10 protein-coding genes are annotated in these 12,178 nt (G+C 57.3%); 3 read left to right on the top strand and 7 right to left on the bottom strand.

Translation table 11 applies throughout. The features are described from left to right. Positions 1–2 precede the first annotated feature (2 nt). Genes trkH through pepQ form a run of 3 tightly spaced genes read right to left on the bottom strand, consistent with a single transcriptional unit; the run spans position 3 to position 3,434 of the window. Entirely contained in the window at positions 3–1,454 is a 1,452-nt protein-coding gene (gene trkH / locus CLM71_RS01295) for a Trk system potassium transporter TrkH (RefSeq protein ID WP_105229420.1), read from the bottom strand. Positions 1,455–1,488: 34 nt separating this feature from the next. Beyond that, complete coding sequence (locus CLM71_RS01290; RefSeq protein ID WP_105229419.1) at positions 1,489–2,103, bottom strand: IMPACT family protein; 615 nt, start codon at positions 2,101–2,103, stop codon at positions 1,489–1,491. Next, on the bottom strand, positions 2,103–3,434 hold the full coding sequence (gene pepQ, locus CLM71_RS01285) for a Xaa-Pro dipeptidase (protein ID WP_105229418.1): 1,332 nt from the start codon (positions 3,432–3,434) through the stop codon (positions 2,103–2,105). The genes CLM71_RS01290 and pepQ overlap by 1 nt, the downstream gene beginning before the upstream one ends. Positions 3,435–3,777: 343 nt before the next feature. Between pepQ and fadB the strand changes: the two genes are divergently transcribed. Both fadB and fadA read left to right on the top strand, forming a co-directional pair. Continuing rightward, positions 3,778–5,967 carry a fatty acid oxidation complex subunit alpha FadB gene (gene fadB, locus CLM71_RS01275; RefSeq protein WP_105229417.1) on the top strand — a complete coding sequence of 730 codons (2,190 nt, stop codon included), beginning with the start codon at positions 3,778–3,780 and terminating at the stop codon, positions 5,965–5,967. 11 nt (positions 5,968–5,978) lie between these two features. Next, a complete protein-coding gene (gene fadA, locus CLM71_RS01270; protein WP_105229416.1) occupies positions 5,979–7,142 on the top strand; it encodes an acetyl-CoA C-acyltransferase FadA in 1,164 nt (387 codons plus the stop codon). Between the two features lie 150 nt (positions 7,143–7,292). Here fadA and fre read toward each other — a convergent pair whose 3' ends face one another. From fre to pepE, 3 genes are read right to left on the bottom strand one after another with little or no spacing between them, the layout of a single operon-like run. Then, positions 7,293–7,994 carry an NAD(P)H-flavin reductase gene (gene fre / locus CLM71_RS01265; protein WP_105229415.1) on the bottom strand — a complete coding sequence of 234 codons (702 nt, stop codon included), beginning with the start codon at positions 7,992–7,994 and terminating at the stop codon, positions 7,293–7,295. Between the two features lie 51 nt (positions 7,995–8,045). Further along, positions 8,046–9,566 (bottom strand): 4-hydroxy-3-polyprenylbenzoate decarboxylase, encoded by a 1,521-nt coding sequence (gene ubiD / locus CLM71_RS01260; protein ID WP_105229414.1) that lies wholly within the window; start codon positions 9,564–9,566, stop codon positions 8,046–8,048. A 56-nt stretch (positions 9,567–9,622) separates the two neighbouring features. After that, positions 9,623–10,348: a dipeptidase PepE gene (gene pepE / locus CLM71_RS01255; protein WP_105229413.1), complete on the bottom strand. Its 726-nt coding sequence runs from the start codon at positions 10,346–10,348 to the stop codon at positions 9,623–9,625. A 274-nt stretch (positions 10,349–10,622) separates the two neighbouring features. Between pepE and rfaH the strand changes: the two genes are divergently transcribed. After that, on the top strand, positions 10,623–11,111 hold the full coding sequence (gene rfaH / locus CLM71_RS01250; protein ID WP_105229412.1) for a transcription/translation regulatory transformer protein RfaH: 489 nt from the start codon (positions 10,623–10,625) through the stop codon (positions 11,109–11,111). Between the two features lie 33 nt (positions 11,112–11,144). Here rfaH and hemB read toward each other — a convergent pair whose 3' ends face one another. Next, complete coding sequence (hemB, locus tag CLM71_RS01245) at positions 11,145–12,167, bottom strand: porphobilinogen synthase (RefSeq protein ID WP_105229411.1); 1,023 nt, start codon at positions 12,165–12,167, stop codon at positions 11,145–11,147. Positions 12,168–12,178: the final 11 nt, after the last annotated feature.

Genomic DNA, 12,178 nt, shown 5'->3' with positions numbered 1-12,178 from the left:
GATCATTCACGCCAGAAGGTCGGCGTAAACAGAACCAGCAGTGTGAAAACTTCAAGGCGCCCGAACAGCATCGTCAACACCAGTATCCACTTCGCCGGCGGCGGCATAGTCGTAAAGTTATCGGCGACAACCCCCAGACCCGGGCCCAGGTTGTTCAGCGTGGCGGTCACGGCAGCAAAGGCGGAGAAATCATCTACACCGGTAGCGATAATCGCCAGCATGCTGACGATAAACACCAGCGCGTAAGCGGAGAAGAACCCCCATACTGCTTCTAATATACGTTCGGGTAACGCACGGTTACCCAGCTTAATGGTATACACCGCATTGGGATGCACCAGCCTTTTCAGTTCACGCGACCCCTGCAGATACAGCAGTAAAATGCGGATTACCTTCAAGCCACCGCCGGTAGAACCGGCGCAGCCGCCGATAAAGGCGGAACACAGCAGCAACATAGGCAAGAACAGCGGCCATTTGGCGATGCTGTCAGTCGTGAAACCTGCCGTCGTCGCCATGGACACCACCTGGAAAAACGCCTGGTTGATCGTTTCCATACCTGACTGATAGACGCCATGCCCCCACAGGATCACCGAACACACCACCACCAGCGTCAATTGCACAAAGATAAACATGCGGAATTCAGGGTCGCGCCAGTACACTTTAAGGCTGCGGCCGCTCAATAACGCAAAGTGCAAACCATAGTTACAGCCGGAAATCAGCAGGAACACGGCGATGATGGTGTTAATTGTCGGACTGGCGTAATAGCCGATGCTGGCGTCGTGGGTGGAGAAACCGCCAATGGCGATGGTTGAAAAGCTATGACCAATAGCGTCGAACGCCGACATCCCGGCCCCCCACAGTGCCAATGCGCAGGCTAAGGTCAACAGCACATAGATAAGCCACAGTGTTTTCGCCGTTTCCGCAATCCTCGGACGCATTTTATTGTCTTTCAACGGCCCCGGCATTTCTGCACGGTACAGCTGCATCCCGCCGACGCCGAGAATAGGTAAAATAGCGACCGCCAGCACGATGATCCCCATCCCGCCCATCCACTGCAGCATCTGCCGGTAGAACAAAATGGCTTTTGGCAGCGAGTCCAACCCGACCAGCGTCGTTGCGCCAGTGGTGGTCAAACCGGAAAAGGATTCGAAAAATGCATCGGTAAGCGAGAGATTGGGCCGCTCAGAAAACAGGAAGGGTAAAGCCCCCACGCTGCCCAGCACCGTCCAGAAAAGCACCACGATCAGAAATCCTTCGCGCGGCTTCAGCTCATGCTTTTGTTTACGGTTCGGCCACCACAGCAGTAGGCCGATAGTGACAGCGACAAAGAAGGTCTGCGTAAATGCCCGTCCCGCGCCATCGCGGTAAATCAACGCCACCAGCCCAGGGAGGAACATTGTCCCGGAGAATAAGATGACCAATACACCTACGATACGGGTTATGGCGCGAAAATGCATTTCACACGATCCTTAGCAATTTAATTGGAGGGAATTATTGCGAAATGGGGGTTAATTGCAAATTACCGCGACTCAGATCACGTAATTTATTCCCAAAGGTCTCGGTTTCCGTTGCCGGCAAGGCCAGATGCAACACGACATCCGCACCGTATTCGCCGTGCAGAATCCGCCCTTCCATTTGCTGTAGCAGGTTCTCAACCAACGCCAGCTGCGCATAGTCGCATTGCAAAGTATATTCCAACTGCGGCACTTTGCTGACCAACGGCAGCAGCTTTAACGCCTGCTGTACCCCGCTGCCATAGGCCTTGACCAGGCCACCGGTGCCTAATTTAATCCCGCCGTAGTAGCGTACCACCACTGCGGTTATCTCCCCCACGCCGCTGCCCATCAGCTGGGCCAGGATCGGTTTCCCTGCTGTGCCGGAAGGCTCGCCGTCGTCGGAAAACCCCAACTGCTGCGAATCCCCCGGCGCGCCGGCGACAAAAGCCCAGCAGTGGTGCCGGGCCGTTGGATGCTCTTCTCTGACCCGCTGAATAAAAGCTTTAGCCGCTTCCACACCGCAGGTCGGTGCCAACAGCGTAATAAAGCGGCTTTTCTTTATCTCCTCACTGACGCTGATAGCCTCTGCAGGAACCGGGTATGCTTCCATCACGCCAAATTAAGATCGCGCGTCATGTTTTCCACCCGCTTTTCATGAATCACGACGTTGTCTTCAATGCGGATGCCGCCGTAAGCCTTCAGCATATCAATGCGCTCCCAGGCAAAGTGTTTGGCGAACTCGCCGCTGCGCCACGGCGCCAACAGAGACTCAATAAAATACAGCCCCGGCTCAATGGTCAATACCATGCCCGGCTGCAGCACCCGCGTACAGCGCAGGAACGGATATTTGGCCGGCGCCGCCAGATGGGTGCCGTTTTCATCCTGCATAAAGCCGGCGGCGTCATGCACCTGCAACCCCAACGGGTGGCCCAGACCATGCGGCAGGAACGGGCAGGTCAGCCCTTGTTCAACCATCGCCTCTTCGCTGATGTCATTCACCAGGCGGTGTTTCTTCAGCAGGCTGGCCAAACGCTGATGCATCTGCACGTGGTAATCGGTATAACGCACGCCGGGCTTCAGCGTGCCGATCAGCGCCAGCTGTTCAGCATTGAGGTCTTTAATCAGGGCGGCGAAATCGCTATCGCCGTCCGCCGCATAGGTGCGCGTCAAGTCCGCTGCATAACCGTTATATTCCGCACCGGCATCGATCAGGAAGCTGCGCATGTCGGACGGCGGCTGATGATCGAGCGTGGTGTAGTGCAGCACGGCGGCGTGTTCATTCAGCGCCACGATATTGCCGTAAGGCACGTCAGTGTCGCGGTGGCCGGTCGCAGTCAGATAAGCCTGGTTGATATCAAACTCGCTCATGCCGGATAGAAAAGCTTCACGCGCCGCCTTATGGCCCGTCACCGCCGTTTTCTGCGCGGCGCGCATGCAGGCCTGTTCGTAACCGGTTTTGATCGAACGATGGAAATCAAGGTAGTTCAGCACCGCCTGCGGATTGATATTATCTTCCGCAATGCCCAACTCCCGCGCCCGCTGCTGGGCATAGCCGAGATAGCCGACGCGCTCGCGCTGTGCCGGCAGAAGCTGACCAATATCGCCGGCATTAGCCAGCGGCATCAGATCGACGGATTGCGTCCAGAAGCTGTTCGGCAGAGGCTCGACGCTGTGCCAATAATCCACCGGCGAATAGAACCACAGCTTCGGTTTGTTAACGCCATCAATCCATAACCAGCAGTTCGGCACCGACGTCACCGGCACCCACGCTTTAAAATGCGCGTTGACCTTGAACGGATAGTGGTGGTCATCCTGAAAGACCCGCAACAACTCGCCGGAATGAATCAGCAGCGCGTCCAGTTTATTGCGCGCCAACACATCGCGTGCGCGGTTTTGCAGTTCATTCAGATGTTCGTTATACAAAGAAGCCAGCGTTTCCATCACAGTACCTTTATGCCCTTAGAACGGAATGCGCCATCTTAACACACTGATTACGCACTCCAACCCCGCCCCATCAGGCATGCGAAACACCTCGCAAACTGTTAACGACACAGACCCTATCAAGGCAACCATTGCCACACTGTCCACGCTGATTTGATGTCAACCTGCACCGAACGGCCAAACCACACAAAATATAATCACATTTAATATCAATGAGATAAAGTTATTCGCTGTGATCGGCGCAGCAAAAAATCAATTTCTAATTTGCATATTTTTAACATTAAAACCACACTCACTTTCATCTGGTCATACCAGATCAGAGGCGCTGATTCAGGAGATAGACATGCTCTACCAAGGCGAAACATTACAACTACACTGGCTCGAGAACGGTATCGCCGAGCTGGTGTTTGATGCCCCAGGCTCCGTCAACAAGCTGGATACCCGCACCGTTGCAGCGCTGGGCGAAGCGCTCGACGTACTGGAAAAACAGACCGAGCTGAAAGGGCTGCTGCTGCGTTCCAACAAAAACGCATTTATCGTCGGTGCCGATATCACCGAATTCCTGTCGCTGTTCGCCGCCCCGGCGGAAAAACTGCAACATTGGCTGACTTTCGCCAATTCCATTTTCAACCGCCTGGAAGATTTACCGGTGCCGACCATTGCCGCCATCAACGGCTATGCGCTAGGCGGCGGCTGCGAGTGCGTGTTGGCGACGGACTTCCGCGTCGCGACGCCGGATGCGCGCATCGGCCTGCCGGAAACCAAACTCGGCATTATGCCGGGCTTCGGCGGCTCGGTACGTCTGCCGCGTCTGCTCGGCAACGACAGCGCACTGGAGATCATCGCCGCAGGTAAAGACATCGGCGCCAAAGAAGCGCTGAAAGTCGGCCTAGTCGATGCGATCGTCGCGCCGGAAAAATTGGCGGATGCCGCGCGTCAGATGCTGCAACAGGCCATTGACGGGCGGTTAGACTGGCGCGCCAGTCGTCAGCCGAAGCTGGAGCCGCTGAAGCTCAGCCCGATTGAAGCAGCCATGAGCTTCACTACCGCCAAGGGCATGGTTCTGCAAACGGCCGGCAAACACTATCCGGCGCCAATGACCGCGGTGAAGACGATAGAAGCCGCCGCCGGATTGGGACGCGATGAAGCACTGAAGCTGGAGACCGCCAGCTTTGTGCCGTTGGCGCGTTCCAATGAAGCCCGGGCGTTGGTCGGTATTTTCCTCAACGATCAGTTTGTGAAAGGTCAGGCGAAAAAACTGGCGAAAGATCGCGCCGCGCCGAAGCAGGCCGCAGTGCTGGGCGCCGGTATTATGGGCGGTGGCATCGCCTACCAGTCCGCATTAAAAGGCGTGCCGGTACTGATGAAAGATATCAGTGAAAAATCGCTGACGCTCGGCATGGGCGAAGCCGCCAAGCTGCTGAACAAACAGTTGGAGCGCGGCAAGCTCGACGGCATGAAGATGGCCGGCGTGCTGGCAACCATTCAGCCCACGCTGGACTACGCCGGCATTGAACGCGCTCAGGTGATTGTGGAAGCGGTGGTGGAGAATCCGAAGGTCAAAGCCGCAGTGTTGGCCGAAGTTGAAGGGCTCATCGGCGAAGATACGGTTCTGGCCTCCAATACCTCGACTATTCCGATTAATGAACTGGCAAAATCGCTGCAACGGCCGCAGAACTTCTGCGGTATGCACTTCTTTAACCCGGTGCATCGCATGCCGCTGGTAGAAATCATCCGCGGTGAACGCACCAGCGACGAAACCATCGCCGCCGTGGTGGCCTACGCGTCACGCATGGGGAAAACGCCGATCGTGGTCAACGACTGCCCGGGCTTCTTCGTCAACCGCGTGCTGTTCCCTTACTTTGCCGGCTTCAGCCTGCTGTTGCGGGACGGCGCTGATTTCCGTCAGGTCGATAAAGTGATGGAAAAACAATTCGGCTGGCCAATGGGTCCGGCCTACCTGCTTGACGTGGTCGGCATTGATACTGCACATCACGCCCAGGCCGTGATGGCCGCCGGCTTCCCAGAACGCATGAGCAAGGACTACCGCGACGCGGTCGACGTGATGTTCGACAACCAGCGCTTCGGCCAGAAAAATCAGGTGGGTTTCTACCGCTATAGCCAGGATAACAAAGGCAGACCGCGTAAAGAGAACGACGAACAGACCGATGCGCTGTTAGCGGCGGTCAGCCAGCCGCGTCAGAACATCAGCGCCGAGGAAACTATCGCGCGCATGATGATTCCAATGATTAACGAAGTGGTGCGCTGTCTGGAAGAAGGCATCATCGCCAGCCCGGCGGAAGCCGATATGGCACTGGTTTACGGCATCGGCTTCCCACCGTTCCACGGCGGCGTCTTCCGCTATCTGGATACCATGGGCACGGCCCATTACGTTGAAATGGCGCAACGTTACGCACATCTGGGCGCGCTGTATCAGGTTCCGGCCGGCCTGCGCGCCAAAGCCGAACGTAATGAAACCTACTACCCGGTGACGGCGCCAATCGCGGATGTCTCCACGGGCCAACCGGCATGAGGTCATAAAAGATGGAAAACGTAGTTATTGTTGACGCCGTCCGTACGCCGATGGGCCGCTCAAAAGGCGGCGCCTTCCGTCAGGTACGCGCCGAAGATCTGTCCGCCCACCTGATGCGTACGCTGCTCAGTCGCAATCCGGCGCTGGAACCCGGCGCAATTGACGATATTTACTGGGGCTGCGTACAGCAAACGCTGGAGCAAGGTTTTAATGTGGCGCGCAACGCCGCACTACTGGCGGAAATTCCCCATACGGTGCCCGCCGTTACCGTTAACCGCCTGTGCGGTTCCTCCATGCAGGCGCTGCACGACGCCGCTCGCGCCATTATGGTCGGCGATGCGCAGGTCAGCCTGATCGGCGGCGTCGAGCATATGGGCCACGTGCCGATGAACCACGGCATTGATTTTCACCCCGGCCTCAGCCGTTCGGTCGCCAAGGCCGCCGGCATGATGGGGCTGACCGCCGAAATGCTGGCCAAGATGCATAACATCAGCCGTCAGATGCAGGATGAGTTCGCCGCGCGTTCACACCAGCGCGCCTATGCCGCCACCCAGGCCGGGCATTTTAACCAGGAGATCGTCGCCACCACCGGTCACGATGCCGATGGCGTACTGACCCGCTATGATTTTGATGAAGTGATCCGCCCGGAAACCACGGTGGAAACGCTGGCGGCGCTGCGCCCGGCCTTCGACCCGGTGAACGGCACGGTCACCGCCGGCAGCTCCTCCGCCCTGTCAGACGGCGCTTCCGCCATGCTGCTGATGAGCGAATCGCACGCCAAAGCCCTGGGGCTGAAAGCCCGTGCGCGCATCCGCTCTATGGCGGTGGTGGGCTGCGATCCGTCCATCATGGGCTACGGCCCGGTGCCGGCCAGCCGGCTGGCGCTGAAGCGAGCCGGGCTGACCACGCAGGATATCGATCTGTTTGAACTGAACGAAGCCTTCGCCGCACAGTCGCTGCCCTGCATCAAGGATCTGGGGTTGCTGGACAGCCTGGACGACAAAGTGAACCTGAACGGCGGCGCCATTGCGTTGGGTCACCCTTTGGGCTGTTCCGGTTCGCGTATCTCCACCACCCTGCTGAACCTGATGGAACGTCGCGACGCGCAGTTTGGCCTGGCCACCATGTGCATCGGCCTGGGACAAGGCATCGCCACCGTGTTCGAACGCGTATAACACACCCTTTGCCGGCCCGCCGGGTCGGCATCTCAGTTTAGTTGCCGTGCTTCCCGCCTGTCAGGGGCGGGTTTTTTATCACCCTGCTTAACCAGCAAAAAAATAGGGCGGCTTGCGCCACCCCATATTACAACCTGTACCGCATCCCGCTTAAATAAACGAGAAGGCATCGCCAAACATGCGCGACGCCTGTGCACCACGTTCCGCGCAGAAGCGCTCGCGGGCAATTTTCGCCATCTCGAAGCGGCCGGCGATATAAATATCGTGCTCGGCCAGCGAACCGTAATCCTGCAGCACCGCGCTCAATACCGTGCCGCTGCGGCCGCGCCATTCAGGTTCCGGCTGTTCTACTACCGGGATCACCTTCAGGTTCGGATGCTGCAACGACAGCGCTTCCAGCTCGCTCAGGTCGTACAGATGCTGTAGCTCACGGCCGCCCCAGTAAATCGCGATATCGCGCTCCGGCTGCTGCTCCAGCGCAGTCAGCAAAATGGATCGTGCGTACGAGAAGCCGGTTCCTCCGGCGATCAGCACCAGCGGACGGCTGCCGTCTTCACGCAGCCAGGCGTCGCCATGCGGTACGTCAACGGTAATCGCCTGCTCTTTCAAAATACGATCCATCACCGCCATGGCGTACAGGTTCAGCTCTGAAGCGCCGATATGCAGCTCAATATATTCCTGCTGCGACGGGGTAGACGCCAATGAGAACGGACGCTTGTCGCGTTCGTCCATCACCACCATCAAATACTGCCCGGCCTTGAATAAAAACGGCGCTTCCGGCACCAAACGTACCCGATAAACGGTATCGGTAATGGCCTCTACGGAGGTCACTTTACAGCTCAATATTGTCATGCGTTCCCTCTGTCGGGTCATCAATGCAAAACTGAGAACAGGGCGCTGACGTTACAGCGTCGGTTCCCTGTCACTGAAGATTGCGAGCTCGTCCCAGATCTCATCGATGCGCGCACGCACCTTTTCATCCATTACGATCGGACGGCCCCACTCGCGCTGGGTTTCCCCCGGCCATTTATTAGTGGCGTCCAGCCCCATCTTCGAACCCAGCCCGGAAACCGGCGAGGCGAAGTCCAGATAGTCAATCGGCGTATTTTCCACCATAACGGTATCCCTTGCCGGATCCATTCGTGTGGTAATTGCCCAAATCACATCATTCCAGTCACGCGCGTTGACGTCGTCATCGCAAACAATCACGAACTTGGTATACATAAACTGACGCAGGAACGACCAAACGCCCATCATCACACGTTTGGCATGACCCGGATACTGCTTCTTCATGGTTACCACTGCCAGGCGGTAGGAGCAGCCTTCCGGCGGCAGGTAGAAGTCGACGATTTCCGGGAACTGTTTTTGCAGAATCGGCACGAACACTTCGTTCAACGCCACGCCCAATACCGCCGGCTCATCAGGCGGACGGCCAGTATAGGTGGAATGGTAAATGGCATCGCGACGCTGCGTCACATGCGTAACGGTGAATACCGGGAAATGGTCGATTTCATTGTAGTAACCGGTGTGGTCGCCATATGGCCCTTCCGGCGCCATTTCGCCCGGCTCAATATAGCCTTCAAGCACGATTTCCGCGCTGGCGGGCACTTCCAGATCGTTGGAAATACATTTGACGACTTCGGTCTTATTGCCACGTAGCAGCCCGGCGAAGGCGTATTCAGAAAGCGTATCCGGCACCGGCGTCACCGCGCCGAGAATGGTGGCCGGGTCGGCCCCCAGCGCGACGGAAACCGGGAAGCGCTCACCGGGGTGCGCCTGACACCACTCCTGAAAGTCCAGCGCGCCGCCGCGGTGCGACAGCCAACGCATAATCACCTTGTTCTTGCCCAATACCTGCTGACGATAAATCCCCAGATTCTGCCGCTCTTTCTCTGGTCCGCGGGTCACGGTCAGCCCCCAGGTAATCAGCGGCGCAGCGTCTTCCGGCCAGCAATGCATCACCGGGATGCGGCCAAGATCGACATCATCACCCTGCCAAACCTGCTCCTGGCACGGCGCTGAACCCAAGACTTTGGTCGGCATGTTCAGCACCTGCTTGAACTTCGGCATCTTGTCGAACAGATCGCGGAAGCCTTTTGGCGGCTCAGGTTCTTTCAGAAACGCCAGCAGTTTGCCCACGTCGCGCAGCGCGCTGACGTCTTCCTGGCCCATGCCCATCGCCACGCGGTTCGCCGTGCCGAACAGGTTGCACAGCACCGGCATGTCATAGCCTTTCGGGTTTTCAAACAGCAGCGCCGGGCCGCCCGCACGCAGAGTGCGATCGGCAATTTCCGTCATTTCCAGATAGGGATCGATGGGCTGGCTGATGCGTTTTAGTTCCCCTCTCTTTTCCAGCAATGAGAGGAAATCGCGTAAGTCACGGTATTTCATACTGTTCATTATAACGGCCAGTGAGGCGGGCATTATAAGCCCTCTTCACGGTTGATGCTGCAATTTTGTTAAACAGAGCCGCAGCGCTGTCAGTGGCAATCGAACGGCACCAGCGCCTGCAGCGCCAGCGTATCCTGAAATTCCTGCGTCGCCGTGTTATGGCGGAACAGCTTGTAGCCCTGGCTGCGGGCGCTGACATAACGCAGTGTATTATCACGGACGTGCAGCAAACTGCCCTCTCGCAGCGCGACTACGGATTCGCTCGGATTGACCGCACAGAATTCAGCCAGGCGTTCATCGCGCGTCTCCCCCATATGACCACTGATATGCGCATCGATATAGTGCGGATTAATCTGCAGCGGGAACAACCCTAACGACGGCAATACGACGCTGTTGCGTACCGGCATATCATTGGTGGTGCGAATGCTTGGCGTCGCCACATTACAGCCGGCGCTCCAGCCGACGTACGGCACATTGCGCTCACGCACTGCTCGCTGAATGGGGACGATCAGTCCATTTTCATGCAGCAGCTGATTCAGCAGCCAGCTGTTGCCGCCGCTGACCAGAATGCATTCAGCCTGTTCAACCGCCGCCGCCGGCGATGACGAGTGGTGAATGCTGGCGACGGGAATGCCCAGCGTCTGCGTCAGCTCCTGCGCGCGCTCATCATAATCACTGCGGATCAGCGCGTAAGGAATCAGCAGCGCTGAGGTGAGATGACGACGGGCAACCATCTCCAGCAGTTGTTCTTTGGCGTAGCCCAGCAGCTCCGCTTCCCCGGAAAGCTTACCGTTGCTCAGTAGAAATAGTTCCATTGCTCTCTCTTATCTAAGAAGGATGAATAACATCACATTGGCGCTCGCCGCGCTTTGCCATACTGCTCACGGTAACAAATTTTGCGCCTACAGTTATACCCGGGTGCGGCAGATATGTGTGTGACGGCACATCAAACGCCGCAGGTTAAGTACGATCTACGCCAGCGGCGTTGGTTATATCTGATTAACCCCATTTCACGATTGTGGGGCTTGGCCTAGGTATCCGTAATGGCTTTTGCTATGCTTAACGGCTGACAGAAAGGCATGTGAAATTATGGAATCTTGGTATTTACTCTATTGTAAACGCGGCCAGCTCTTGCGGGCACAGGAACACTTGGAACGACAGGCGGTGGGCTGCTTCAGCCCGGTTATCGCGCTGGAAAAGATTGTGCGCGGCAAGCGCACCACGGTGAACGAACCGCTGTTTCCCAACTACCTGTTTGTGGCGTTCGATCCTGAGCGGATCCACACCACAACCATCAGCGCAACCCGCGGCGTCAGCCATTTTGTCCGCTTCGGTTCGCTGCCAACGATCATTCCACAGACGGTTATCGAAGAACTGCGCACCCATACCAGCGACACCTATGTCGACCCGGAAACGCCGCAGCCGGGCGATACCGTGCTGATTACCGACGGTGTGTTCGAGGGCCTGCAGGCTATCTATACCGAGCCAGACGGCGAGGCGCGCTCCATGCTGCTGCTCAACCTGATTAACAAACAGGTGACGCAAAGCCTGGATAACCGCCAGTTCGAAAAGATGTAAACAAGGCGCCGCAGGGCGCCTTTTTATGCTCTGTCAGCGCTGCATCGCTTCGTCATGCAACCACTGCGCCACGCGCTTGGCGAAATAGGTCAGCACACCATCGGCACCGGCGCGTTTGAAACACATCAGCGATTCCATAATGGCCGGTTGCTCCTGCAGCCAACCATTCTGGATTGCAGCCATATGCATCGCATACTCACCGGAAACCTGATAGGCGAATGTCGGCACGCCAAAGTTATCCTTAACGCGTCGCACCACATCCAGATACGGCATGCCAGGCTTCACCATCACCATATCCGCGCCTTCCTGCAGGTCCTGCGCAATTTCCTGCAGCGCTTCGTCGCTATTGGCCGGATCCATCTGATAGGTTTTTTTGTTGCCGCCTTTCAGATTGCCGCTGGAGCCCAGCGCATCGCGGAACGGGCCGTAATAGCAAGAGGCATATTTGGCAGAGTAGGCCATGATCTGCGTATTGATCAGCCCCTGCTGCTCCAGACTGTCGCGAATGGCGCCGATGCGACCATCCATCATATCGCTCGGGGCGACGATTTCTGCGCCGGCTTCTGCGTGTGACAACGCCTGGCGCACCAAAATCTCTTTGGTGACATCGTTAATCACATAGCCGTCACTATCAATCACGCCGTCCTGACCGTGTGTGGTATAGGGATCCAGCGCCACATCGGTCAGGATCCCCAGCTCAGGCACCGCATCTTTCAGGGCGCGCACCGTACGCTGCACCAGGCCATCCGGGTTATAGGCTTCTTCCGCATGCAAAGATTTCTGCGCGGACTCAATCACCGGAAATAACGATATCACCGGCACGCCAAGCTTGGCGATGGCTTCCGCCTCTTTGACCAGCAGATCGATAGACATACGTGACACACCCGGCATGGAGCTGACCGCCTCTTGACGTTGGCTGCCTTCCATCACGAAAACCGGATAAATCAAATCGTTAACGCTCAGTTGATTTTCAGCCACCAGGCGGCGGCTGAAATCATGGCGACGCACGCGACGCATGCGACGCCCCGGGAAAGTGCCCGGAAACGCATAGCTCATACTCTTCTCCT

This window comes from Serratia sp. MYb239, from assembly GCF_002966855.1.
GTDB classification, from domain to species: domain Bacteria; phylum Pseudomonadota; class Gammaproteobacteria; order Enterobacterales; family Enterobacteriaceae; genus Serratia_B; species Serratia_B rhizosphaerae.
Note: the sequence above shows the minus strand (reverse complement) of the source record. Positions and strands in the feature narration are given on the sequence as shown.